The sequence below is a fragment of the Pseudomonas kielensis genome, assembly GCF_014236655.1.
GTDB classification, from domain to species: domain Bacteria; phylum Pseudomonadota; class Gammaproteobacteria; order Pseudomonadales; family Pseudomonadaceae; genus Aquipseudomonas; species Aquipseudomonas kielensis.
In genome coordinates, this window is sequence record NZ_JACMYG010000002.1 from 1 (window position 1) to 25629 (window position 25629).

23 protein-coding genes are annotated in these 25629 nt (G+C 60.2%); 10 read left to right on the plus strand and 13 right to left on the minus strand.

Translation table 11 applies throughout. The features are described 5' to 3' along the window. Positions 1 to 126: 126 nt before the first annotated feature. From H7995_RS01660 to H7995_RS01690, 7 genes are all read right to left on the minus strand, one after another. Entirely contained in the window at positions 127 to 876 is a 750-nt protein-coding gene (locus H7995_RS01660; RefSeq protein ID WP_185817984.1) for an AraC family transcriptional regulator, read from the minus strand. A gap of 74 nt (positions 877 to 950) precedes the next feature. Beyond that, the gene (locus H7995_RS01665; RefSeq protein WP_185817868.1) at positions 951 to 2207 is read right to left on the minus strand and encodes an NAD(P)/FAD-dependent oxidoreductase; all 1257 of its coding nucleotides are present in this window, start codon (positions 2205 to 2207) and stop codon (positions 951 to 953) included. Then, complete coding sequence (locus tag H7995_RS01670; RefSeq protein ID WP_166593145.1) at positions 2204 to 2440, minus strand: (2Fe-2S)-binding protein; 237 nt, start codon at positions 2438 to 2440, stop codon at positions 2204 to 2206. The genes H7995_RS01665 and H7995_RS01670 overlap by 4 nt, the downstream gene beginning before the upstream one ends. Beyond that, positions 2433 to 3548 carry an FAD-dependent oxidoreductase gene (locus tag H7995_RS01675; RefSeq protein ID WP_185817869.1) on the minus strand — a complete coding sequence of 372 codons (1116 nt, stop codon included), beginning with the start codon at positions 3546 to 3548 and terminating at the stop codon, positions 2433 to 2435. The genes H7995_RS01670 and H7995_RS01675 overlap by 8 nt, the downstream gene beginning before the upstream one ends. Further along, positions 3545 to 4477, minus strand: a complete 933-nt coding sequence (locus tag H7995_RS01680; RefSeq protein ID WP_182340640.1) for a 4-hydroxyproline epimerase — start codon at positions 4475 to 4477, stop codon at positions 3545 to 3547. Before H7995_RS01680 ends, H7995_RS01675 begins: the two co-directional genes overlap by 4 nt. Positions 4478 to 4590: 113 nt before the next feature. Beyond that, positions 4591 to 5262 carry a GntR family transcriptional regulator gene (locus tag H7995_RS01685; protein ID WP_166591069.1) on the minus strand — a complete coding sequence of 224 codons (672 nt, stop codon included), beginning with the start codon at positions 5260 to 5262 and terminating at the stop codon, positions 4591 to 4593. Positions 5263 to 5337: 75 nt separating this feature from the next. Further along, on the minus strand, positions 5338 to 5886 hold the full coding sequence (locus H7995_RS01690; protein ID WP_182340638.1) for an acyl-CoA thioesterase: 549 nt from the start codon (positions 5884 to 5886) through the stop codon (positions 5338 to 5340). A 146-nt stretch (positions 5887 to 6032) separates the two neighbouring features. Here H7995_RS01690 and H7995_RS01695 point away from each other — a divergent pair, with 146 nt between their 5' ends. Both H7995_RS01695 and H7995_RS01700 read left to right on the plus strand, forming a co-directional pair. Beyond that, a complete protein-coding gene (locus H7995_RS01695) occupies positions 6033 to 6992 on the plus strand; it encodes a GlxA family transcriptional regulator (RefSeq protein WP_185817870.1) in 960 nt (319 codons plus the stop codon). Between the two features lie 65 nt (positions 6993 to 7057). Continuing rightward, a complete protein-coding gene (locus H7995_RS01700) occupies positions 7058 to 7432 on the plus strand; it encodes a c-type cytochrome (protein ID WP_185817871.1) in 375 nt (124 codons plus the stop codon). Between the two features lie 7 nt (positions 7433 to 7439). Here the strand turns inward: H7995_RS01700 and H7995_RS01705 are convergent, their stop codons facing one another. Then, the gene (locus H7995_RS01705) at positions 7440 to 7940 is read right to left on the minus strand and encodes a GNAT family N-acetyltransferase (protein ID WP_185817872.1); all 501 of its coding nucleotides are present in this window, start codon (positions 7938 to 7940) and stop codon (positions 7440 to 7442) included. Positions 7941 to 8027: 87 nt separating this feature from the next. Further along, on the minus strand, positions 8028 to 8402 hold the full coding sequence (locus H7995_RS01710) for a winged helix-turn-helix transcriptional regulator (RefSeq protein ID WP_166591074.1): 375 nt from the start codon (positions 8400 to 8402) through the stop codon (positions 8028 to 8030). 121 nt (positions 8403 to 8523) lie between these two features. On the opposite strand from H7995_RS01710, the gene gstA reads away from it, so the two are divergent. Then, entirely contained in the window at positions 8524 to 9153 is a 630-nt protein-coding gene (gene gstA, locus H7995_RS01715) for a glutathione transferase GstA (RefSeq protein WP_166591075.1), read from the plus strand. A 127-nt stretch (positions 9154 to 9280) separates the two neighbouring features. Here gstA and H7995_RS01720 read toward each other — a convergent pair whose 3' ends face one another. Further along, complete coding sequence (locus H7995_RS01720) at positions 9281 to 9880, minus strand: hypothetical protein (RefSeq protein ID WP_166591076.1); 600 nt, start codon at positions 9878 to 9880, stop codon at positions 9281 to 9283. Positions 9881 to 10270: 390 nt separating this feature from the next. Between H7995_RS01720 and katG the strand changes: the two genes are divergently transcribed. Beyond that, a complete protein-coding gene (gene katG / locus H7995_RS01725) occupies positions 10271 to 12550 on the plus strand; it encodes a catalase/peroxidase HPI (protein WP_185817873.1) in 2280 nt (759 codons plus the stop codon). A gap of 702 nt (positions 12551 to 13252) precedes the next feature. Here katG and H7995_RS01730 read toward each other — a convergent pair. Beyond that, the gene (locus H7995_RS01730; protein WP_182340624.1) at positions 13253 to 15289 is read right to left on the minus strand and encodes an alkyl/aryl-sulfatase; all 2037 of its coding nucleotides are present in this window, start codon (positions 15287 to 15289) and stop codon (positions 13253 to 13255) included. Between the two features lie 155 nt (positions 15290 to 15444). Here H7995_RS01730 and H7995_RS01735 point away from each other — a divergent pair, with 155 nt between their 5' ends. After that, positions 15445 to 16404: a LysR family transcriptional regulator gene (locus H7995_RS01735; protein ID WP_182340622.1), complete on the plus strand. Its 960-nt coding sequence runs from the start codon at positions 15445 to 15447 to the stop codon at positions 16402 to 16404. A gap of 168 nt (positions 16405 to 16572) precedes the next feature. On the opposite strand, the gene H7995_RS01740 is transcribed toward H7995_RS01735, so the two are convergent. Together H7995_RS01740 and yfcF are read right to left on the minus strand one after the other, a co-directional pair. Then, positions 16573 to 16992 (minus strand): VOC family protein, encoded by a 420-nt coding sequence (locus H7995_RS01740; RefSeq protein ID WP_166591080.1) that lies wholly within the window; start codon positions 16990 to 16992, stop codon positions 16573 to 16575. Between the two features lie 264 nt (positions 16993 to 17256). Then, entirely contained in the window at positions 17257 to 17889 is a 633-nt protein-coding gene (gene yfcF / locus H7995_RS01745; protein ID WP_166591081.1) for a glutathione transferase, read from the minus strand. Between the two features lie 613 nt (positions 17890 to 18502). Here yfcF and H7995_RS01750 point away from each other — a divergent pair. The 5 genes from H7995_RS01750 (at position 18503) to alg8 (ending at position 25608) form a co-directional block, all read left to right on the plus strand. Continuing rightward, positions 18503 to 20053 (plus strand): arylsulfatase, encoded by a 1551-nt coding sequence (locus H7995_RS01750; protein WP_185817874.1) that lies wholly within the window; start codon positions 18503 to 18505, stop codon positions 20051 to 20053. Positions 20054 to 20139: 86 nt separating this feature from the next. Further along, positions 20140 to 21792, plus strand: coding sequence for an HAD family hydrolase (locus H7995_RS01755; protein WP_166591082.1), 1653 nt, complete (start codon positions 20140 to 20142; stop codon positions 21790 to 21792). A gap of 260 nt (positions 21793 to 22052) precedes the next feature. Further along, positions 22053 to 22268, plus strand: coding sequence for a hypothetical protein (locus tag H7995_RS01760; protein WP_185817875.1), 216 nt, complete (start codon positions 22053 to 22055; stop codon positions 22266 to 22268). A 458-nt stretch (positions 22269 to 22726) separates the two neighbouring features. Further along, the gene (locus H7995_RS01765) at positions 22727 to 24037 is read left to right on the plus strand and encodes a nucleotide sugar dehydrogenase (RefSeq protein ID WP_166591084.1); all 1311 of its coding nucleotides are present in this window, start codon (positions 22727 to 22729) and stop codon (positions 24035 to 24037) included. A gap of 89 nt (positions 24038 to 24126) precedes the next feature. Next, a complete protein-coding gene (alg8, locus tag H7995_RS01770) occupies positions 24127 to 25608 on the plus strand; it encodes a mannuronan synthase (protein WP_166591085.1) in 1482 nt (493 codons plus the stop codon). The last annotated feature ends 21 nt before the right edge of the window (positions 25609 to 25629 follow it).

Consider the following 25629-nt stretch of genomic DNA (forward strand, 5'->3'; position numbering starts at 1 on the left):
CCTGCTGGGATGAAGCGCAACATTGCACTGCCCTGGCGGACGCTTTCGCGGGCAAGCCTTGCTCCTACGATGTACGTGGTGAGCACAACACCCCCGCTATGCGCGCGATAGTAATCTCAAGCCTTGCTAGTGCTGGTTATCACGATACTGGCTGGGCGACAGGCTCGTCAGGGCACGAAACTGGCGGCTGAAGGCGCTGTGGTCGGTGTAGCCACAGCGCAGGGCGATGTCGGTGATGGGCAGGTCTTTGTCCAGCAACAGCCGCGACGCTTCCTCGAGCCGCGCCTTGTGAATCATCTGCCGTGGGGTGAGCTGGAACACCCGCTTGCAGTGGCGCTCCAGTTGCGCCACGGAAAACCCGGCGATCGCGGTCAGTTCGGCGAGGCTGATGGGGCGGGCGAAGTGACTGCGGATATGGGCGTCCACCGCGGCGAGTTTGTGGAATGCCGGATGATTGGCCTGGGGCAGTTGCAGGTCCCGGGAAATACCGGCCAGGCCGACGATTTCGCCCTGCAGGTCGCGCAGGGCCAGTTTGTGGGTCAGGCACCAGACCGGTTGGTTGCCGTAATACAGGTGCAGCTCAAGTTGGTCGGACAGTTCCCGGCCGCTGGCCAGGACCCGTCGATCCTGTTCGGTGTACAGCGGACCGAAGCGCGCCGGGAACACCTTGTCGGCGGTCAGCCCGAGCAGTTCGTGACTGTGTTTTTTTCCGCAGCGCCGGGCCAGGGTCTGGTTGACGAAGGCGTAGCGGGCCTCACGGTCCTTGATGAAAAACACCACGTCCGTCAGGGAGTCGAGCAGCGGCGTTATGGCGTGCAGGCTGCTGAGCAAGGTCGGCAGGTCGCAGGGCTTGAAACTGTTGAGGGTGGGGTACATGGCGCTGAGGGTCTGGTGGCGACCCTCGGGATCATAGTGGCAAGGCTGCCCAACGCAAAGGGCCGGCATGGGATTCAGGGCGCCGGCTGTTCATCCAGGCACAGCAAGGTCTCGATCCGCGCCGGGCTGAAGGGGGGGCGGGGTGCCGCGGCCGGCCAGTCGAACAGGTGCTGCACCGCGCCGCCGCAGACCCGGCCCTGGCAGGCGCCCATGCCGCAGCGAGTGGCCAGCTTGGCCGAACGCCAGTCGTGATGTTCGGTCAGCGCGGCATAGGGCACGTCTTCGCAGCGGCACACCAGGGTGTCCGGTTGGGCCAAAGCCTTGAGTTGCGGGTCGAGGGCGAACGCCGTGTTCAAGGCCTTGGCGAACCCCTGCCAGCGGGCCCGTCGCGGCCAAAGTTGCTGGGCCGCCTGCCGTTCGTCTACCGCCGCATGCCCGGCAATTGCGCCTTCCACCAGCGCCAGTTCACTGCCACCAAAACCGGTGCATTCCCCCGCAGCGTAATGATCGGCACGGCTGCAGGCCTGCCAGGCATCCACGGCGATGGCCTGGCCTTCGATGGCGCAGTCCAGGGCCTGGCCTAGCTGAATATTGGGGATCAGGCCAAAACCGCAGGCCAGGCGTTGGCATGGCAGTTCAACGATTTTGCCCTGTTGTTGCAGGCGGACCCCTTCCAGGCGATCACTGCCCAGCGCGGCCAGCACGTGGCTGGCGGTGCGGTACTGCGGATCGAACAGGCGCAAGGATTGCAGCAGTTTGGCCGGCCAGCGCGGCAGTTGCGCGGTGAACCCGGCCACCGCGCGGCGCGAGGCCTGCTCGGCGATGCGCAGCACCTGGGCACCGTGTTGTTTGGCGCTGGCGGCACTGGCCAGCAACAGTGGGCCGCTGCCGGCGATCACCAGGGTTTCTCCATGCACCGGCAGGCCACCCTTGATCAGTGCCTGCAGACCGCCGGCCCCGGTGACACCGGGCAGGGTCCAGCCGGGGAAGGGCAGCAGCAGCTCGCGGGCGCCGGTGCACAGGATCAGCTTGTCGTAGCTGATCAGCCAGCCATGCTCCGGGTCTTCCACCAGCAGCTGTTTTGGCCCGTTACTGGCGATCACCCGGGTGGCGGAGTGAATGCGGATGTTGCTGCAGGCGTCCAGGCGCTGGCGCAGGTTGCGGGCCTGGCGCGGCAGATGGGCCGCTGGGCCATCGCGCCAGATTTGCCCGCCCGGCAGCGGGTTGTCGTCGAGCAGGACGATGCGCGCACCACTGCGCGCGGCCGCCAGGGCAGCGCTGATGCCCGCGGGGCCGGCGCCAATGATCAGCAGGTCGGCATAGTGCGTCATGGTCGGGTCTCCACCTGCATGCCGTCCCGGCACAGGGTCTGGCAGGCCAGGCGTCGGCGCCCGTCGATGGTCACCCGGCATTCCTGGCAAATGCCCATGCCGCACACCGGCGCGCGGCGTTGGCCGGTGACCGAGGTGCGGCTGCAGCCATCGCCACCCAGGGCCAGTGCGGCGGCCACGCTGGTGCCTTCGCTGACCTGCAGGCGGCGACCGTCGAGCATCAATTCAGGCATACACGGGCTCTCCGAGGAAACGTTGTGGCAGATAGGGTTGGGCGGGCAGGGGCGAGGGTTCGTCGAACAGTTGCGCCACCAGCAAGTCGGCGGTGCCGGGGGCCGTCGTCACCCCCAGGCCTTCGTGCCCGACCGCCAGCCACAAGCCTTGCTGTTGTGGATGCTCGCCCACCAGCGGCAGGCCGTCCGGGCTGGCGGCGCGCAAGCCGGTCCAGGCACGAATGCCATTGAGCTGGGCCAGCCCCGGCATGTAGTCGCAGGCGCGCCGGAGCATTTTGGCGAGCATCCAGCCCTCGACCTGCGGATCGCTGGTGCCGAACTGCCGGGAGGCGCCGATGAACAGTTGCCCGGTCGGCCGTGGCTGAATGTTGCAGGCGGTCGACGGGCCGCTGGCGTTGTGTGCACTGGTGACGTAACCCAGTTCCACCAGGGTGTGGGTGACGGTTCCGGGATAGCGATCGGTAATCAGCAAGTGGCCTTTTTTCGGTTCGATCGGCAGTTCCGGGCACAGCTCGGGGGCCTGCACGCCGTTGGCCAGCACCACCGCTGCGGCGCTCAGCCATTGCCCGTCGTCGAGGCGCACGCGGTTGCCATCGAGCTCGCTGACCCGTGCCCGCCGCTGCTGGATGTTCGGCGTTTGCAGCATCCATTCGGCGGTGGCGGGGGCATACAGGATGCCGTCGCCATTGATCAACAGCCCGCCTTCCAGACCCTGGCGCAACTCCGGTTCGCGCCGGCACAGGTCGCTGGCGCTGATCAGTTGGCAGGCCACGCCCTGGGCGCGCAGGTTGAGGAACTTGCTGTGGGCCACGGCCATTTCCTCGGCATTGGCCGCCAGCCACAGGGTGCCGTTGCTGCGGTAGGCGCAACGGTCGGGCAGGGCCGGTGCCTGGTCGCGCCAGCGTTGCAGGGAGTACTGACTCAGGGCCAGTTCGGCCGGGTTGTCGTCGAGCACCAGCAGGTGGCCCATGCCGGCTGCCGTGGCGCCATGCAGGCCGGCGTCGAGCACCAGCACCCGCAGGCCACGCCGGGCCAGGGCCTGGGCACAGGCGGCGCCGATGATACCGGCACCGATCACGATCACATCGGCGACCTGGCCCTCGCTCACGGGCGAATGCCCCAGGCGAACGGGTCATCCTGCTCGATGATCAGGCTGGCCTCGGCGCTGATAAAGGCCCGCCCGCGAATGGTCGGGATGATGCGTTCGCCCTGCCACTCATAGGACCCTTCGAACTGACTGCCGATCACACTGGCCTGACGCCAGATCTGTCCGGGCGGCAGTTTGTCGTCGGCCGCCAGGCACGCCAGCTTGGCGCTGGTGCCGGTGCCGCACGGGGAGCGGTCGTAGGCTTTGCCGGGGCACAGCACGAAGTTGCGGCTGTCGGCGTGCGGGTCAGCGGCGAACAGTTCGACATGGTCGATCAGGCCGCCGTCTTCACCGCGGATGCCCTGGACTTCCAGCGCCTGCTGCACGGCGTAGGTGTAGGCGGTGAGGGCTTCCAGGTTGTCGCCTGCGATGGCCAGGCCATGTTCGGCAATGAGGAAGAACCAGTTGCCGCCCCAGGCAATATCGCCGACCACCTGGCCGATACCGGGCACCTGCAGCGCCAGCGCCTTGCGGTAGCGATAGGCGGGGACGTTGCGCACGCTCACCGAATGGTCTTCGTGCAGGGTCGCCTGCACCGTGCCCACCGGGGTCTCGATGCTGTGCACGCCGGGGCCGATCTTGCCCAGGTGCGCCAGGGACGCCACCAGGCCGATGGTGCCGTGGCCGCACATGCCCAGGTAGCCGGTGTTGTTGAAAAAAATCACCCCGGCACAGGCGCTCGGGTCCACGGGCTCGCAGAGCAGGGCGCCCACCAGCACATCGCTGCCCCGAGGTTCGAGGACGCAGGCGGCGCGCCACTGATCGTGGTGTTCGGCCAGTAACTGGCGTCGCTCGGCCATGCTGCCACGGCCCAGGTCAGGAAAGCCGGCGGTGACCAGGCGGGTCGGTTCGCCGCCGGTGTGGGAGTCGATCACGGTGATGCGTTTCATGGGGGGCCACGTCCGTTCAGATGAGTGAACAGAAGAGTGGCCTTTGCAGCGGGGTGCCGGCTTGATGGATTTATCCGTTGCCGATGACGAAATCGGCACAGCGAAGCGCAAGATCAGTGGGCGTGGGGCAGGTGCTCGAACAAGGTCTTGCAGACCCCGGCAATGTGTTCGTCGAGCAGTTTTACCGCCAGGTCGACGTCGCCGGCCCGGCAGGCCGCGAGGATTTCCCGGTGTTCGTGGTCGGCGCGTTCCTTGCCGGCCGACAGGCTCATCTGCATGCGCAGGTAGCGTTCCAGCTTGTCGTTGACCGAGCGGATCAGGCTCACCAGGAAGGGCCGTTGCGCCGGCTCGTAGAGGCAGGCGTGCAGTTGCCAGTTGAGCTCGGCCCAGCGCCCGACGTCATCTTCGCCGATGAACTCCTGGCAGATGCTCTCGGCCCGGGCGAAGGTGGCTTCGGTCATGTTGGGAATGGCCAGGCGCAGCACCTTGTCTTCGAGCAGCATGCGCACCTCGAACATTTGCGCCAGTTCGGCATCGGAGATGCGCGTGACCATCGCCCCGCGATTGCGCTGGAACATCACCAGGCCTTCGGCTTCCAGGCGCTTGAGGGCCTCGCGCACGGGGATCTTGCTGACGTTGAACTGGCGCGCGATGTCATCCTGACGAATCGGCTCATCCTCGGCAAAATGCCCGGCGACAATGGCGTCGCGCAGATGGCGGGTGATGATTTCCGAAGTCGAAGGCGTATTGCCTAGGTCGGGGGCGTTGAGTCTGGATTGGGTCACGGCGGCGAATCTTCGGAATGAGGTGCCTATAGGGTATACGAAATTCGGTTTTTCTTCCTTTCCCCCCAAAGGACCTCAGGCCGTCACCCGTTCCTCGTCGCGCAGTTGCAGGCTCAGGTCGTCGCAGCTCTGGGCCCAGGCTCGCAGCCACTCGGGCAGCGGCGGTGACTGCGGGGCCAGGCCCATTTCCTGGACGAACTCGCCCGGCGCAACCGTGCCTTTGCCGGACCGGAACAGCCCGCGCATCACCACCACGCCGACCACCCGGCCGTTGCTGATGAAGCGGTGCTCCATAAAGTTCCATTTGGCGTCCCAGGCCAGTATCCGCGTATGGATCTCGAAGCGTTCGAACAGCTTCAACTCGCGACGGAACTTGCCCCAGACATCACCGACGATCGGCACGGCCTTGTGCCGCAGCGCCACGCGAAATGCCCCGCTGCGCAGGACGTAGTCCATGCGCCCGACATCGGCCAGGTTGAAATAGCGGCCGTTGGTGACGTGGCGGTTGAGGTCCAGGTCCAGCGGCCAGACGCGCATGCGCACGACCGTGGTGACCCGGCCGCTCACCGGTTGGCGCCAGGGTCGACGGAACAGCATGTACAGCAAGCGAAACCAAAGATTCATACGGGGTACCTGTGCAGGAGCTGGCTGGCCAGCGAGAGTGTTTCCTGGAGACCAGGAGAACAATCGCTGCACTGTAAAACCGGGTGATCGGCTAAGCTAGGTGCACAAATGACTTAAACCATGCGAAAAGCGCAAACGAGTCCTCCATGCATATCACCCTGCTCCTGGCCGAACACTGTTCTGCCGCCGCCGCGACCCTTGCCCTGGAAGTGCTGAGTGCGGCCAACCTGTTCAGCGACAGTCCGCCGTTTGAGGTGGTCAGTGCTTCGCTCGACGGCGCTCCTGTTGCCGCGGGGGGCGGGCAGATGTTGCGCGTCGATCATGGGCTGGCCGAGATCCAGCACACTGACCTGGTGTTGATTCCTGGGTTCCTCTTCACCCTCAAGGACGCGTTGCCGACCTTCGCCGTCTATGGGCCCTGGCTGCGGCAGCAACACCAGCAGGGGGCGGTGCTGGCGTCGATTTGCACCGCGTCGTTCCTGCTGGCCGAGAGCGGTTTGCTCGATGGTCGACGCGCCACCACCCATTGGGCGTTTGCCGATTACATGCGCCGACGCTACCGAGAGGTCGATCTCGACGAGGGCCAGATGCTCTGCGAGGACCAGCAGTTGATCACCAGTGGCGGGGCCAGTGCCGCGATTGACCTACTGCTGCACCTGGTCCGGCGTTTTGCCTCACTGGAGCTGGCTCACACCTGTGGCAAGTACCTGCTGATCGATAACGTGCGCCGCGAGCAAACGGTGTATGCGCTGTGGTCCTTGCCCAAGAACCATGGCGATGGCGAGATCCTGCGGGTCCAGGAGTGGCTGGAGGAGCGGTTTGCCCAACCGCTGTTGATCGATGACATCGCCCGGCAATTTGGCTTCGGGGTGCGCAACTTCAAGCGGCGCTTCAAGGAAGCCACGGGCTCTACGCCCATTGCCTACCTGCAGACCCTGCGCCTGGAAAAGGCCAAGCAATTGCTGGAATCCACCCGCATGACCCTGGACAGCATCACCTACGCCGTGGGTTACGCCGATGGCAACTCCTTCCGCCGGCTGTTCCAGCAACGGGTTGGCCTGTTGCCGGCGGCCTACCGCAAGAAATTTCAGCCGAGGCTGGGCTGAGGCCGGCTCGCGTGCTCCAATAGCGCCCGCACCGCTGGTCAGCCACAACCGATGGGATCCACAGGATGAAGAACACCGTAGCACTGACGTTCGCCTGGCTGCTCAGCACCGGCGCCTGGGCCGCGGGCGACGTGCCGGCCGGCGAAAAACTGTTCAACCGCATGTGCGGTGGTTGCCACCAGGTCGGCGAATCGGCGCGCGCCTCGTTCGGCCCGCAGTTGAACTCGATTTTCGGCCGCCCCAGTGCGAGCACCACGGACTACCAGTACTCCGACGCCATGCGTGCGGCGAACCTCGTCTGGAGCCGGCAAACCCTGACGGCATACCTGCAGGCACCGAAAAAAGTCGTGCCGGGCACCCGCATGATTTTCTGGGGCCTGAGCGACCTGGAGAAAATCGACAACCTGCTGGCCTACCTGCAGACCTTCCAGGCGCAGTGACCGCCCATCAGTGCCCCAGGACCAGGCGGTAATCGAGCTTGTGCGGGTCTGCGGCAGGAGGCGGCTCAAGGACAAATCCGCAGCGTTCAAGCACCTTGCTTGAGCCGACATTGCGCGTGTACACATCCGCTACCAGGTACTGCAGCTGCCAGCGCTCCCGTGCCTCGTGGATCAGTTGCTGCAGGGCCAGAGTGGCCAGGCCCTGGCCGCAGAAGCGTCGATCGATCCGATAACCGACTTCCGCACAGCCCCGGGTCGAGTCGATGTCTTTGAGGTTGGCCCGCCCGACGATGCCTTGGGTGGCCTCTTCGAGCACCAGGGGCTGCCAGGTCCCTTCGGCAAAACCGCGCAGATAGTCCTCGACGTGCGCGGTAATGCCCTGCACTGAATAGAAGTCCGCGGCGCGCGGATCGATCTGCGATTCGAACCAGTCACGGTTGGTGATTTCAAATCTGAGCAAGGCTGGAATGTCGGTCATGTGCAGTGGGCGAACGCTGACGGTTGGCATGGGCTTGCCTCTCCTTGCTTGAGCAGTCCTGGTGGTGCGTGGCGGCTTGTGCCGTGCCGGTCTTGCCGCAGTTTGCCACAGCCTGGGTTAACCCTGGTTCACCCCCTGTGTCTCCAGTCCCGCAGCCTCCACCGGCATTCGTGCGCGGCCGCTGAGCTTGAGCCATACGCCAAATTCCTGCATCACCGCCACCACGGGGCGCAGACGGTTGCCGTCTTCGGTCAGTTCATATTCCACTTTGACCGGGACAGTCGGGTAGACCGTGCGCTTGATCAGGCCGACGTCTTCCAGGGCACGCAGGTCCAGGGTCAGCATGCGCTGAGAGATCCCGGGGACGTCACGGCGTAGTTGATTGAAGCGCTTGGGGCCATCAAGCAGGTAGGACACCAGCAGCAACCGCCAGCGGCCACCGAGCAGGCGCATGGCTTCTTCGACGGAGCAGCCGGTCACGTTGTGTTTCATCGAGCCTTCCTCAGGGTGCTGGTAGGTATATTTTATGTACCTAGATGATAAAAAACTGCCTTCTTCCGTTTATATACCTGATCGCCAAGAATGTGGCTTCACCCATTTTTGGAAGTCGCCCATGAAGCTGTATTACATCCCCGGCAGTTGCTCGCTGTCGCCGCACATCGTCATCAATGAACTGGGACTGGACGTCCAGTTGCTCAAGGTCGACCACCGCCAGCACACCGTGGTGGGCGAGGGTGATTACCTGCAGGTCAATCCGCTGGGCTATGTGCCGATCCTGGAGTTGGACGACGGCACGCGGTTGCGTGAGGGGCCGGTGATCGTGCAGTACCTGGCGGATCAGTTGCCCGAATCCGGGCTCGCGCCGGCCCATGGCACGCTGGAGCGTTACCGGTTGCAGGAGTGGTTGAGTTTTCTCTCTTCGGAGATCCACAAAGGTTTTATTCCACTGTTGTATGCCGGGCTGGCCGGCAAGTATGTGGACACCGCCAAACCCAAGCTTGAACAGCGTTTTGCCTGGATCGACCAGCAATTGGCGGACCGTGAGTATTTACTCGGTGAGCGGTTTACGGTCGCCGATGCCTACCTGTTCGCCCTCATCGGCTGGGGACAGGCGCAGTGGTTGCGCTCCTTCTACAAGGCCGATATTCACTTCGATGGATTGAGCCATCTCGAGGCGTGGTACACCCGGGTCTACCAGCGCCCGGCGGTGAGGCAGGCGCTGTTGCAGGAGGGTTTGGAATGAGCGGTGGGGGCAGGCGAAGGCTGGATAACCAGCTTCTTGGCGTCCGCTGCCAGGAGACAGGCCCAGCCTGGCGCTGTGCGGCGTCCTCGGGTTCTTCGCGAGCAGGCTCGCGCCTACAAGCGGTCAGTCAAGCGCCAGTCCGGTCGAGGCTTGCCAGGGTGTGATCGCGGCGCTCGGGCGATTCCTCACTGAGTTCCCACAACAAGGCGGTGATGGTTTGCCCGTCGACCGTGCCCTCGGTCTGTAGCCGTTGCGCCAGCGCGCTGACCGCCGGCCAGTAACGCTGCACCAGGCAGTGGGAGCGGGCGATGGCGCGGGAGTGGGCGTCGAGCAGTTTTCGCGCAGGCAGCAGGCTGATCAACTCTTCGCCCCGCACCCAGTCCCCTCGGCCGCTGCCTTTGAAGAACTGCTCGGGCGGGGCATGCCGGTAGATCGCTTCGGCTATCGGGCCGGCAAAACAGTTGAGTAGGTCACGCTCGATCCACTCCACCATCGACGGCAGGTATTCCGCCACGCCGGGGGCCTCGCCGGACGGGCGCAGGACAAAATAGCTGGCCTCCACCAGCCCCTCGACCTGCTGCAGATTGCCATGCAGATCCAGCATCGGGCCGCTGGCGGCCTCGGCCTGGGTGCGGACGGTGACCCGTTCGATAGGCCGCTCATTCCACCAGAAAGCCAGGGCATGGCCCGCTTCGTGGAACGCCGTGGGGCGTGCGCGGGTGTTCATGGTCGGGACCTCGTCCGGACAGCAGAACGCTGACAGGCTTGATGCTTGCACGGCTCCATGACCGGCGATAAGAGATTATCGCTATCGCCAATCAATACTGGCGCTATTTGCCCAGTCCTTGGCGGGGGACTAGCCTTAATTTTGAGCTGGCGCGAGCCGGCCGGAATGGCGCTGACTAGGAGAGAGGAAGACGTTGCACGTTTACCAGGCCTAACGTTGGTCACCGTTGCTGGCAATTTGCTTGCCGCGCTCATGTTTTGCCGTGTGACCCTCCCGATCGGTTGATCGAACTCTCGGTCCTGCAACCTATGTCATTGATTTCGCTCGTCGCTGTATCGGGCCCATCCTGGGCCAGTTAGCTGGATGAATTCGACCAAAGGTAGCTCACACATGGCAACTGAATCGAAATGCCCGTTCAATCACGCCGCTGGCGGTGGCACGAAGAACCGCGACTGGTGGCCGAACCAACTGAACCTGAACATCCTGCACCAGCACTCATCGCTGTCCGACCCGCTGGCCCCGGGATTCAACTACGCACAGGCGTTCAAAAGCCTCGACTTTGCAGCCCTCAAGCAAGACCTCAACGCCCTGATGACTGACTCCCAGGACTGGTGGCCGGCGGACTTCGGCCACTACGGGCCGCTGTTTGTGCGCATGGCCTGGCACGCCGCAGGCACCTACCGCACCGGTGATGGGCGGGGCGGGGCCGGCTCCGGGCAGCAGCGGTTTGCCCCGCTCAACAGCTGGCCGGACAACGTCAGCCTCGACAAGGCCCGGCGCCTGTTGTGGCCGATCAAGCAGAAGTATGGGCAGAACATCTCCTGGGCCGACCTGATCGTCCTCACCGGCAACGTTGCGCTGGAGTCCATGGGCTTCAAGACCTTCGGTTTTTCCGGCGGGCGAGCGGACGTCTGGGAGCCGGATGAAGATGTCTACTGGGGCTCGGAAAACCAGTGGCTGGGCGGTGACACGCGCTACGGCAAGGGGCAGGAGCCAATGCAGGCACCCGGCGACGGCACCCTGGTGGCCGAGCCCGACCTGCATGGCGAGGAAGAGAGCCGCACCGACCAGGGGCGCAACCTGGAGAACCCACTGGCCGCCGTGCAAATGGGCCTGATCTACGTCAATCCGGAAGGCCCTGAGGGCAACCCGGATCCGCTGGCATCGGCCAAGGACATCCGCGAAACCTTCGCGCGCATGGCCATGAACGATGAAGAAACCGTGGCCCTGATCGCCGGTGGCCACGCCTTCGGCAAGACCCACGGTGCAGGGCCGGCCGAGCATGTCGGCGCCGAACCGGAAGCCGCCGGCCTTGAGTTGCAGGGCCTGGGCTGGAAAAGCACCTTCGGCACCGGCAAGGGGGCCGACACCATCACCAGCGGCCTGGAAGTGACCTGGACCACCACGCCGACCCGCTGGAGCAACAACTACCTGGAAAACCTGTTTGGCTTCGACTGGGAGCCAAGCAAAAGCCCGGCGGGCGCCAACCAGTGGACGGCGAAAAACGGAGCCGGTGCCGGGACCATACCCGATGCCCATGACCCCTCGAAACGGCGCAACCCGACCATGCTCACCTCGGACCTGGCCCTGCGTTTTGATCCGATCTACGAAAAAATAGCCCGCCGGTTCCTCGACAATCCCGAGCAATTGGCCGATGCCTTCGCGCGCGCCTGGTTCAAGCTGATCCATCGCGACATGGGCCCGCTCTCGCGTTACCTCGGCCCGGAACTGCCCAACGAAGAGCTGCTGTGGCAAGACCCGATCCCTGCGCTTGATCACGCCCTGGTCGACGACGCCGATGTCGCCGCGCTCAAGGGCAAACTGCTGGCTTCGGGCCTGAGCGTGGCGCAACTGGTGTCCACCGCCTGGGCCGCGGCTTCGACCTTCCGTGGCTCGGACAAACGCGGCGGCGCCAACGGCGGGCGCCTGCGCCTGGCGCCACAGGTGTTCTGGCAGGCCAACCAACCCGAGCAACTGACCCAGGTGCTGGGCAAACTCGAAGCGCTGCAGCGCGAGTTCAACAACGCCCAGACCACGGGCAAGAAAATCTCCCTGGCGGACCTGATCGTCCTGGGCGGCAGCGCCGGCATCGAGCAGGCGGCGAAAAACGCCGGGCACAGCCTGACGGTGCCGTTCACGGCGGGACGCATGGATGCCAGCCAGGAGCAGACCGATGTAGAGTCGTTCGCCTTCCTCGAACCGATCGCCGACGGCTTTCGCAACTACCTCAAGACCCGATACCGGGTGTCGGCCGAGGCGTTACTGATCGACAAGGCGCAATTGCTGAGCCTCACGGCCCCGCAAATGACGGCCCTGGTGGGCGGCCTGCGCGTACTCGACACCAACGTCGGCCACACCGCCCACGGCGTCTTTACCCAGCGGCCGCAAACCTTGAGCAACGACTTTTTTGTCAACCTGCTGGACATGGGCGTGGAGTGGAAACCCACTTCGGACAGCAACGAGACCTTCGAAGCTCGCGACCGCAAAAGCGGGGCCGTGAAATGGACCGCCACCCGCGTCGACCTGGTCTTCGGCTCCAACGCGCAACTGCGTGCGTTGGCTGAGGTGTATGCCAGCAGCGACGGCCAGCAGGCGTTCCTCAAGGACTTCGTGGCGGCCTGGACCAAGGTGATGAACCTGGATCGATTCGAGTTAAACCGTACTGTCTAGAGGATATGTTGTCATAACGCTGTCATTACCGGCAAAAAGTGCCTCGGCTCGCCCTCCGGCTCCTACATCTGCGGAGGGCATCCAGCGACCATAAACCTTGGCGATCATGGTCCAGTCTTTGTGGCCGAGCTGCTTGGCGACCCACATTGGATTCTCGCCCGCAGAAAGCATCATCGAGGCATAGGTGATGGCGACTCTGATAGGGTCGCCGCCACCTAACACCTGACGTCTTCATGGCTGGCATCCAGATTACCCGGTAGATGTATTCGGCATGCTTCCAGGGCTCGCCGGCAATTGTGTTGAGAAACACCTTCCCGCCAGCGAGGAAAGTCAATTCCTTCTGTTTCATCAACGCTTCTCGCGCCGGAGCCAGCGACTCCACGGTGCGCCTCCCAGCTAACGTCTTGGTCGACTCTGGCTCTTTTGCAGCCCGCGTCTTGGCCCTGACGATCCTTATCGCCTATGTAAACGTGATCAGCAGATGGGGGATATTGTCTGGCTGGTACGGGCAAACCCGATCGGGCTTATGCCATAGATCAGCGCGATGCTGCATACGGTCAGGAACGAGATGATCAGGAAATACTTTTCAGCGCAGCGTTCATGGAAGTCCTTTGCGTAGTCTTTATTGAGGATTGCTTTGATGCAGGTGGGTTGGCGGACGTGCATCACCCTGTGGCAGGAGAAGCACGCCTCCCTGATCGATTACTGCTTTGTGCCAGGCAGTAGCTCAAAGGTTGGGGTGAATGGAGTCATGGCTGCCATCAACAGTTCGAAAGGTTTTCGATTGCCTTCGAAGGTGGCTTTGCCGGCCGCGACAAGTTGATCGAAACCTGTTTTTCTGGCCATTACGCCCTCAAGCGCAGAGCGGTCGAGGGTAATGGTGAGGTCGGCGTTTTTGGCTTGCTGCCCTTTGATACTGGTCAGTGTCGAATTGCTCAACTCCACCACGAATTGCTCGCCGTTGTCGGGCGTCTTCAGGTTAAACACGAAGTGTTGATCAGCGACTTTGCTGCCATCTAGGGCAATGCCGAGGTATTCCAGCCATAACTCTGTACTCATGGCGCGGATCATGTCAGGCCCGCTGGTTTTGGGCGGCAATCCCTTGGGCATTCCATGGCGTAATTCGTACGCCGCAGCAAGGAAGCTGTTGCGCACCCCGGCACTCTCCTTTTGATAGCCGACCTGTTCATAGACGTCTGCTAACAAGTCCTTGGCCTTGCTGTTTTGCGGTTCGGCATAGACCAGTTTATTGAGGATTTCATAGGCTTCACGGTACTTACCCTGATCGAACAAGGATTTACCCTTGGCCATAATCTTGTCGGCTCCCCCCATCATTTCCACGTACAGCGGTGCCGAATCCTTGGGTGACAACGGCATCAGCGTCGCCGGATTGGCATCCCAGTAACCTAGGTAGCGGTTGATCACGGCGCGGCTGTTGTGCTCCTCGGAGCCGTGATAGCTATGGGTCGCCCAGTTGTTTTTGAGGCTGTCGGGCAGTTTGTAGACGTTGTGGATTTCGTTGATAGTGACGCCCTGGTTGGCCGCGTGCAGCACGGCGTTGTTCAGGTTGGCGTAGGCGTCGCGTTGCCCCCGCATGACGTCCTGAATACGCTCATTGCCCCAGCGTGGCCAGCTGTGTGCGGCGAACATGACTTCGGCCTGCTGGCCGTAGCGATACAGGGCGTTGTTGATGTTCTTCGACCAGACCAGTGGGTCTCGGACCAGAGCACCGCGCAGGGTGTAGATATTGTGAATGGTGCCCGTGATGTTTTCGGCCGCCCAGAAGGCCTTGAACTGTGGAAACCAGGTATTCATTTCCGCGGGCGCTTCGGTGCCGGGCGTGCTCTGAAACTCCATTTCGACACCGTCGATGGTCATGGTCTCGAAATCTTTCGCAATGTAGCGGTTGGGTTCAATCAGCCCCATGTTGCCATTGGAGACATTTTTACCAATCGCCATGTCGACATGACCATAAGCGCTGTGCGGCAACAGCACGCCATATTGCAAGAACGCCCGACGGTTCATGGCGTTGCCGGCATAGACGTTTTCAGCCACGGCGTGCTCCATGAAACCTTCCGGGGCAATCACCGGTACCTTACCACTGCGCACATCAGCCTCATCGACCACCCCTCGAATGCCACCAAAATGGTCAGCATGGGAGTGCGAAATCACCACCGCGACGACGGGCCGCGTGCCTAGTTTTTCATTGATGAAATCCAGTGCAGCCTTGGCGGTTTCCTTCGAGAGGAGGGTGTCGAACACAATCCAGCCCGTATCGCCTTTGATGAAGGTGATGTTCGCTAGGTCAAACCCGCGCACTTGATAAATTTTCCCCGGAACTACCTCATACAGACCGAAGGCCATGTTGAGTGCCGCCTGGCGTTGCAGGGACGGATTGATGCTGTCGTAGTCCTTGCCGTCCAACAGAAAGTTGTAGCTGCCCATGTTCCAGGCAACGTTCCCGCTCTCGGCCATGATCTTGTTGTAGGCCGGTGCGGCGATAAAGCCTTTCCTGGCTTCTTCAAAGTCACGCTTGTCCGCAAACGGAAGTGTCTTGCGCACTCCATTCTGGGCTTCGATCGTGTAAGACGAAGGTGCTTTACCGTTGCTGTCGAAGTGCCCGTTCTTGATGGAAGCGGGATCGGTAACTGCGCCATTTTCATCATCGGCAAAAATCGCAGGGCTGAAGCTGCTGCCAAGCGTAATCGCTAGGGCGAGATGGAAGGTCTTGTTGTACATGAGTAGGTTCCTGCGCCAAGAGGGGGTGTCAAAGAGCGTCGGCAGCGCAACCTTTCAGGCGTTTGCCGCTTGACCCTTCCGGCAAAGGAATAGCATATTCATTCGATTGCGAAAAATTCAGTTTTAACGATTTTAGATAACATAAAGGTTATGACATGACCCCACGCCGTCTACGCCAGTTTCTGGCGCTGATTGAACATGCGCACTTTGGTCGGGCAGCTAAAACGTTGGGCATTTCTCAACCGGCGCTGAGCAAAAGCATCCAATTGCTGGAGAGCGAACTCGGGGTCACGCTGTTCGACCGACGCCCAGAGGGCGTCGTGCTGACGGCGTTTGGTCGGTTACTGCATGAAAAAAGCCATCGTATGCTGATGGTTGAGGAGGATTTGCGCCGCGACATCGCCTTGTTGGCGGGCGGGGATATCGGCGCACTGAAAGTGGCTTTGGGTCCCTACCCAAGCGTCACCAGCGGTTATGCCAGCATCGCGCGACTGCATGCCCGGCATCCGCAGATCAGGATCACTGCCCATGTCGCCGGCTGGCGTGAGGTTGCTCATCAGGTAGCCAGCGGCACAGTGGACCTGGGGATCGCCGAAATCAGCACCTTACAAGGCCAGGAAGAGTTCACCTGTGAGTTGCTCGGCGAGCATGAGGGCCGCCTGTTTTGTCGTCCAGGCCATCCGCTGCTTTCGCAAAAACGATCACCAACGTTGGCGCAAACACTCGATTACCCGTGGGTGGCCTCGCGCATACCGCTGCGACTGGCGACCCACTTGCTACCGGCAACATTGGGCTGTGCCGGCGCTTATGATGCGCTGACGGGTGACTTTGTACCGGCCATCGAAATAGATGTGCCCATGCAAATCGTTAAATTCGTCGAGAGCAGTAATGCCCTTGCCTTGGGGAATTTGTCGACGTTTGAGCCGCAAATCAGGGCAGGAGAAATCGTGCCGTTACCCACCCATGACCTCGCACTGCGTACCCATTATGGCTTCATCTACCTTAAAGAGCGCTCACTGCCACCGGCGGTAGAGGCTTACATGAGGGAGGTGAGAGCAGTGGAAGAAGAAATCTGTCAGCGTGAGCGCGTTTTGGCCCAGATGAGCAATGAGTGATCGCCGCCTGGTTTTCCAGAAGCGGGCAATCCTGACTGCCTTTCGCCAATGAAGCCATTTTTGCCGCTTCATGAGAGGCAGCTTTGGGTTTGCGGCCCTTCCGGAGAGGCATAAATCGGCCAGGAGCAGACGTTTGATTTCGTCTCTCGACAATGTTTGCTCACGAGGTCAGCCAAAGATAGATCCGACACTTGAACTATTCGGATCGTGACAACAGACGCAAAGCTTGTTTCCTTCAGGGTCTCGAAAGTACGCCCCATAAAAATTCGGATGGTATTCGGGGCGTAGTCCCGGAGCGCCTTCGCATGTTCCATCCAATACCAACGCCAAAGCATGCGCGTTGTGTACGATCTGCCGATTAGGTGCCAGCAGCGCAATCATTTGCCCATTTCCTGGCGTCGCAAATTCACCGTCGAACGGTTTGCCCACCACGAAAAGAGGGCGCGCCGTGTCGGGGTGTTTCCAGCCAGCCCATGGGCGTTCAAGGTCTGTGAACTTGAGATCAAGTCCGAGTATCTGCATGACCCCTTGATAAAACACAAATGCTCGATTGAAGTCATTCACTCCGATGAATACATGTGAAATCATTTTTTGTCCTTAAAAGAGCGAGCTTCTCGCACCATACCAAGAATCTCCAGGCTGCATTCAACACATGGCCTTAAACGTACTCCGTCGACCTTGGAAGCTGTTTTTACACAAACCTGGGCCGATTCCACCTGTCGTGTAGGGCTCACTATCGACCCAAGCTGTGTGCGGTGAAAGGACAGGCAGTATTTTGGCCTATTTTCTGAAACGAGCCTGACACCCTCTCTCTAAAAACAAGTCACGGTCCATAAGTAATACGTGTGCCGACTACATCGGAGGACGTTGCAATCTGACCCACTCCTGTACGGTTGGTCGTTGCCATTGACGCTGCGCGTACTCCACCAGCACGGGTGGTACGCAGTCACCATTGAGTATCAGCCGGTTGAGCATCAAGGCCAGATCCACATCGGCGATCGACCATTGGCCGAACAGGTACTCGGGATTGTCGCCAAGCAGCGTTTGCGCGGCACCGAACAGCTTGCGCGCTGCCGACTCGGCAGCTGGCGACAAGGGCTTTGATTTGAGGCCATAAAACACAACTAATGTGGAACGCTCCTGCCGAATGGGCAGCAGGTCACTGCGCACCCATGCTTGGACTTGTCGTGCCTTTGCATGCAGCAAACGGTCTTGTGGGTACACCGGTGCCTGGGGGAAAACATCTTCCAGGTACTCAGTGATCGCCGACGACTCAGACAAGGCGAAGTCCCCGTGCACAAGTGTGGGTACCCGCTGGGTCTGCGAGAGGCTGGCATAGACCTCCGACTGGTTTTCAGACGCTTCGAGGTCTAGCGGGCTCATTTCAAATTCGATGCCCTTTTCGCGGAGTACCACGAAAGCCGACATGGCATAGGGGCTGGAAAATTGAGAGTCAACATACAAGCGCAGGCGGGAATTACTCACAGGGTCATCTCCTTATGCAGAAGGAGACACGCTACGAGATCCAAAGAGAAAAATAAAATTTATGATTTTCATGGGCGTATTCCTGGCCGGAATACCGGTTGAAGACAGCCCTTCTTTTGACTGACTTCAGATTGAAGATATGTACCTGTGATTTCTCTTCTGGAATCGGCGGGTCGCTGTTGGCCGTTTTCAGCCGGTCACGACAGGTAGAAATCGGCCAATAGTGATCATTCAAAGTGACCATGCAACACAAAGCACGATACCTCTTGATCGCATCGGTGCAGCGTTCTAGTACAGCTCAAAGAAGCTGACTCGCGACGTCAAGCTCACCATTTGCCGATGACCTACATCGGCCCCCGTCTCCAATCGTGTAAAAGCCGGTTGGTTGATTTAAATCAGATCCGTCTGTAGCGGCAGCGTGAAAACTCAGCCGACGTTGAAACAGGTTGCCCACTGCGGCGACATGGTTTGGCAGAGCAGCGACCTAAATGAGCCGGCAACCCGGCAATGTCGAAAAACAACATCGATTCAACGGTATTCCGCGCATTCGGCACTACAACAACCTGCGAAAAATGAGCGTGCTCGGTGCAATTGTTCCTCAGGAGTAATAGCCATGAAACGAACGGTAATGCTGCTCGCCGCCTCAAGTATTTTTCTGTCGTCAATCACAGCCTTTGCACAGTCCAATCAACCCAACATCCTCGTTATCTGGGGGGATGACATTGGCATCGAGAACATCAGCTATAACAATCGAGGCATGATGGGCTACCAGACGCCTAACATCGACCGTATCGCCAAGGAAGGCCTGGGCTTCACCGACTACTACGCCCAGCAAAGCTGTACCGCCGGACGTGCGGCCTTCATCGGAGGTTCCGTCCCCATCCGCAACGGCATGACCAAAGTTGGCCTGCCCGGTGCGAAGGAAGGCTGGCAGAAGACCGATGTGACCATGGCCACGATCCTGAAGAGTCAGGGCTACGCCACTGGCCAGTTCGGCAAGAACCATGAAGGCGACCTGGATGAGCATTTGCCGACCATGCATGGCTTCGATGAGTTCTTCGGCAATCTCTACCACTTGAACGCTCAAGAGGAACCAGAGAACCTGGACTATCCGAAAGATCCTGCGTTCCTGAAGAAATACGGTCCGCGCGGTGTGCTTCATACTTTTGCGGACGGTAAGGGTGGCCAGACTATCGAGGATACTGGCCCGCTCACCAAGAAACGCATGGAAACCATCGATGAAGAAACCGTCGAGGCCGCCAAGGATTTCATTACGCGTCAGGCTAAAGCCGGTAAACCGTTCTTCGTGTGGTGGAATGGCACACGCATGCACTTTCGCACTCATGTGAAGGCCGAACATCGCGGCATTTCCGGGCAGGATGAATACAGCGACGGCATGGTCGAGCATGACATGCAAGTCGGCGAACTACTCAAGGTCATCGACGATCTCGGCCTCGCCGACAACACCATTGTCCAGTATTCAACGGATAACGGTCCGCACTACAACAGCTGGCCTGATGCAGGTACCACGCCCTTTCGCAGTGAAAAGAACACCAACTGGGAAGGCGCCTACCGGGTACCGATGTTTGTGCGCTGGCCAGGTCATTTCCCCGCGGGGGTTACGCTTAACGGCATCGTGGCGCACGAGGATTGGCTACCGACGTTCGCCGCCATCGCTGGCGCGCCGGATATCAAGGAAAAGCTGCTCAAGGGCGTAGCGCTTAACGGTCGTACCTACAGGAACTATATCGATGGCTACAACCAGTTCGATTACTTCACTGGCAAGACAAAAGAGTCTGCGCGCAACGAGTTCATCTATGTGAATGACATCGGTGAGATCGTCGCTGCTCGCTTCCAGGACTGGAAGGTGGTTTTCATGGAAAACCGCGCAGAAACCATGGACCTCTGGCGCGAACCTTTCGTCGAACTGCGTGCGCCACTGATCTTCAACCTGCGCCGCGATCCGTTTGAGAAAGCCCAGCACAACTCCAACACCTACAACGATTGGTGGATCGATCACGTTTACGCCATCGTGCCGATCACCGAAATGGTCGGCAAGTTCCTGATGACGATGAAGGACTACCCACCGAGCCAGACGCCAGGCTCGTTCAACTTATCGAAGATGCAAAAGCAGGTCGAAGAGATGTCGCAAGGAGAGCATTAATGATGTCCGCCATATGAAGCGCTGAGCCTGCTAACTGAGCCGCATCCGTTCCACTGGGTGCGGTCTCTATTTTGAGTGCCGCACTGATGAAAGCCATACGAGTACAAACGATTCTGGCCGCCATATTGGCTTGTGCGCTGACGTTGACCGCGTTCGGCGCTCAGTCCGCGGATCCACTTCCCTCCTGGAATGATGGTAAAGCCAAACAGTCCATCGTGACTTTCGTCGAGAAGGTCACCCAGCCGGGTTCGCCAGACTTTGTGCCGGTGCCGGAACGCATCGCCACCTTCGACAACGACGGTACGCTCTGGAGCGAGCAGCCACTGCCTGTTCAGTTGTACTTCGCGCTCGACCGCGTAAAGGTACTTGGCGCTCAGCACCCCGAGTGGAAAACCGAGGAGCCGTTCGCGTCGCTGCTCAAGGGGGATGTGAAAACCGCTCTGGCGGGGAGCGACCACGCGCTGCTTGAAATAGTGATGGCCACCCACACGGGCATGACCACGATTGAGTTCGAGAAGATCGTCAAGGACTGGATCGCGACGGCGAAAAATCCGGAGACCGGCAAGCGCTTTACCGACATGACCTATCAACCCATGCTCGAACTGCTCGCCTATTTGCGCGAGAACGGTTTCAAGAACTTCATCGTGTCAGGTGGTGGCATTGAGTTCATGCGGCCGTGGACCGAGCAGGTTTACGGCATCCCGCCAGAACAGATCATTGGCAGCAGCGTCAAGACGAAATTTGAACTGCGTGACGGCAAGCCGGTGCTCGAACGCCTGTCAGAACTCAATTTCAATGATGACAAGAGCGATAAACCGGTCGGCATCAATCAGCATATTGGCCGCCGTCCTATTGCCGCCTTTGGTAACTCCCGCGGCGACAAAGAAATGCTGGAATATACGCAAGGCGGCAGCGGTGCGCGTTTCGAGTTGCTTGTGCTACACGACGATGCGGCGCGTGAATTCGCCTATGGTCCGGCTCGTGGATTGCCGGACGTCAAACTGGGTGCTTTCCCAGTGGCACTGGATGAGCAGGCGAAGTCGAGCGGTTGGACTGTGGTCAGCATGAAGAACGATTGGAAAACAGTTTTCCCGGCCGCGCAGTCCAGGGTCACCGCCATTGATATCCTCCTGGAGCCAGACAGCACAATGCTCAAATATGCCGACGCCAATAACGCCCGCCTGCTCGCGGTGTTCCCGAAAGGTTTCGCTCTGGATGCCGAGCACCGTCCACATATAACGCTGATTCAGCGATTCGTCCGCACGGAGGATCTCGACAAGGTCTATGCCGCTGCGGAAAAAGTTCTCGTCAGTGCCAACGTCAAAGCAATGAAGCTGGAGGCGTTCAAATACTACTACGCGCCCGCTGGAGCGCTCGGGGTCGCCGGCATTTGCGCGAAGCCAACGGCGGAAATCATCAAGCTGCAAGCGGACATGATTGCCGCCGTGGAGCCGTTCACCGTAGAAGCCGGCCCGATTGAAGCGTTCACTGCTGCGCACGACGATCCCGGCAGTGACGCGGCGCTCATCCAGTACGTATCGACATTTGTCCCGAAAATGTCTGGTGAGAATTTCAATCCCCATGTGAGCACGGGAGTTGCTCCCCGTGACTATCTCGACAAAATGAATGCCGAGCCATTCCAGTCATTTGTCTTCTCACCAGCCGGTGCGGCCGTGTACCAGTTGGGGCCTTTCGGCACGGCTGCAAAAAAACTCAAGGCATGGGATCTGAAACCTTAAGACGGTCAAAATTACTCATAGTTACTGTCTGAGAGTCCGCTATGGGTCGGGATGTCCTTCAAGATGATGATCCTGGATCGATTCGAGTTGCTTTGCTGCCAGATTGGATTCGCCAGCAGAAAGCATCATTGAGGCATAGGTGTGGCGGCGCTGATAGGGCCGTTGCCATCTAGCGCCCGCGCATCAACTCAACAGCCGACCATTTCCAGTCGTAGACCGGCTCTTGAAGGTCGCGGCGCGATTCTGGGTTTGGCTTAGTCATGGCGAATGCGCTTTTTCCCTTGCTGGCATTAATGGATCAATTCCCGGTCAGCGGCAACACACTACTTCAGCCCCCCTTTTCCAAAGACATCGCGCAACTGCCCGTCGCAAGAATCCTTGGTATTGAAGTATTGACGAGAAAGCGGCGCCATAAAAATAGCATCGTGCGTCATATTTTAGTCGTCATTAATATGGCAAGAAAAACGGCGCGTTAGTGCAGTTTGGTTAGCGTAAATATACTGCCGTCATAAAGCTGACAGCTAACTTTGCCATTACTATTAAATGGCTGGGTTGTCGTTGTTTTGGCGTCATTAAATTAAAGTCATTCTTTGTGATTTATTTTCAGTTTCTCTATTGCTTTGCTTTGTCCAAGTGCTCACCATATGTCCCGGCCTACAGCTGCTCAGCGGGATCTCGCAGCTTCAGTAGCGCCGCACTCACGTTGTCTATCGTCTGTCTTGTGCTTGCCAGTACCGTTGTTTTATATGGCGGTAATTGGCGCCCGCGTGGGTTTTCACAAGAGATATTGAAGTTAATCAAGTTGATGTATATAGGGCGGCGCAAGTTGCGCAGTCCTACTGTTTGCAGGTCGTGGATTCAAGTTGCCTGTAAATGGATACGGGAATGTTATAGGGACATTCCATGACCTTAAGTTGCAAGGAGCGTTCGTAGCATGCGAATCAGCATATTTGGTCTGGGTTATGTCGGCGCGGTATGTGCCGGATGCTTGTCGACAAGAGGGCATCAGATTATCGGGGTCGATGTTCAGGCTCTGAAGATCGATATGATCAATAGTGGCAAATCGCCCATTGTCGAGCCGGGTCTGGGCGAGTTGCTGCAGCAAGGGGTCGCCAGCGGAAGGCTGCGCGGCACCCTGGATGTTCGCGAGGCCGTCCTCGAAACCGATATTTCCTTCCTCGCACCACCGACGCCGAGCAAGCGCAACGGCGACCTCGATGTGTCCTACATCGAAGAGGTGTGCCGGCAGATTGGCCAGGTTCTACCGCTCAAGACCACCCGTCACACGGTCGTGGTACGCAGCACGGTGCTGCCGGGCACTCTGCGCAATGTGGTGATTCCAACCCTGGAACAGTACTCCGGGCTCAAGGCCGGCGCCGACTTCGGCGTGGCGGTGAACCCCGAGTTCCTGCGCGAGAGCACCGCGATCAAGGACTACGACTTTCCGGCGATGACGGTGATCGGCGAGCTGGACAGCACCTCTGGCGACCTGCTGGAAGAGATCTACCGCGAGCTGGATGCCCCGATCATCCGCAAGACCATCGAAGTCGCGGAGATGATCAAGTACACCTGCAACGTCTGGCACGCGGCCAAGGTCACCTTCGCCAACGAGATCGGCAACATCGCCAAGGCGGTCGGCGTCGACGGTCGTGAGGTGATGGAGGTGATCTGCCAGGATCGCAAGCTCAACCTGTCCAGTTACTACATGCGCCCGGGCTTCGCCTTCGGCGGCTCCTGCCTGCCCAAAGATGTGCGCGCGCTGAGCTATCGCGCCGGCCAGTTGGACGTCGAGTCGCCGCTGATCGAGTCGCTGATGCGCAGCAACGCCGCGCAGGTGCGCAAAGCTTTCGACATCATCGCCAGTTACGACAAGCGCAAGGTCGCGCTGCTGGGTCTGTCCTTCAAGGCCGGTACCGACGACCTGCGTGAAAGCCCGCTGGTGGAGCTGGCCGAGATGCTCATCGGCAAGGGCTTCGACCTCAGCATCTACGACAGCAACGTCGAGTACGCCCGTGTTCACGGCGCCAACCGCGACTACATCGAGTCGAAGATTCCCCATGTATCGTCGTTGCTGCGCTCCAACTTCGACGAAGTGGTCGCCAATGCCGACGTGATCGTCCTGGGCAACGGCGATGAAGCCTTCGCGTTCCTTGCAGAGCGGGCTCCCGCCGACAAGCAGGTCTTCGACCTGGTGGGGTTTATGCGCAAGTCCAGCGGTAGCGGGTTAGAGGGTATCTGCTGGTAGAGCCGTTGCAGTGATGCCCGTGGGGCGCCCTGGCAACAGGCGCGGCGCTCCTGTTGCCATATTGTCGATCAGTCATACAGGTCCGAAACATGGATGTTTTTCAGAGTCGCCTGCGCAGCGCCGCAGGGTGGTTACTGCTGGTAACCACGCTCATGGGGATGGCGTTGCTGCTGCCACGCAGCACCTTCGACCCGGAGTCCGTTGATTTCATTCTTCTGCTGGGTGTTATTGGCATCTGGCGTTATTCCATGGGCGCCGTGCATTTTGTGCGGGGGATGATCTTCCTCTATCTGGTGTTCCCCTGGTATCGGCGCAAAGTGCGGCAGCTGGGTGAGCAAGCGGCCCCGTCCCACGTGTTCCTGCTGGTCACCAGCTTTCGCATCGAGGCGCTAACCACCGCTCAGGTCTATCAATCGGTGATCCGCGAGGCCATCGCTTGCGGCTACCCGACCACCGTGGTGTGTTCCATCGTCGAGCGTTCGGACGAGCTGTTGATCGAGAGCCTGTGGCGGCAGATGAACCCACCGGAGCGGGTCAGTCTGGACTTCGTGCGCATCGCCGGAACCGGCAAGCGCGACGGCCTGGCCCACGGTTTCCGCGCCATTTCCCGGCACCTGCCCGACGACGATGCGGTGGTGGCGGTGATCGATGGCGATACCGTACTGGAGCAGGGCGTAGTCAAGAAAACCGTGCCTTGGTTCAAGCTTTTCCCCAATGTCGGTGGCCTGACCACCAACGAGTTCTGCGAAGTGCGCGGCAGCTACATCATGAGCGAGTGGCACAAGCTGCGCTTCGCCCAACGCCACCTCAACATGTGCTCCATGGCGCTGTCCAAGCGTGTGCTGACCATGACCGGGCGCATGTCGGTATTTCGCACCAGCGTGGTGACCAATCCCGGCTTCATCGCCGACGTCGAGAGCGACCATCTGGAGCACTGGCGCCTCGGACGCTTCCGCTTCCTCACGGGCGACGACAAGTCCAGTTGGTACAGCCTGATGCGCCTGGGCTACGACACATTCTATGTGCCGGACGCGTCCATCAACACCGTTGAGCACCCGCCGGAAAAGAGCTTCATCAAGGCCAGCCGCAAGCTGATGTTCCGCTGGTACGGCAACAACCTGCGGCAGAACTCCCGGGCCCTGGGCCTTGGTCCGAATCGTTTGGGCTGGTTCACCTGCCTGGTGCTGGCCGACCAGCGCGTATCCATGTGGACCAGCCTGCTGGGGCCCACCGTGGCGATCATTGCCAGCCTCAAGTACGGCTTCGCCTTCCTGATGGTGTACCTGCTGTGGATCGGCCTCACTCGCCTGGCGCTGACGCTGCTGTTGCTGGCTTCGGGGCACAAGGTGGGGCCGGCCTACCCGCTGATCCTCTATTACAACCAGATCATGGGCGCGCTGGTGAAGGTGTACGTCTTTTTCCGCCTCGATCGGCAGTCCTGGACCCGCCAGAACACCAAGCTCAATCGGGACCTGGCCAGCTTTTCGCGCTGGTTCAACACCTGGTCTTCACGCGCTATGACCTTCTCCGCGGGCAGCGTCTTTCTTGCCTTGCTGATGTTCGTGGTGTGATCGGCGAAAAGGACCGAAATA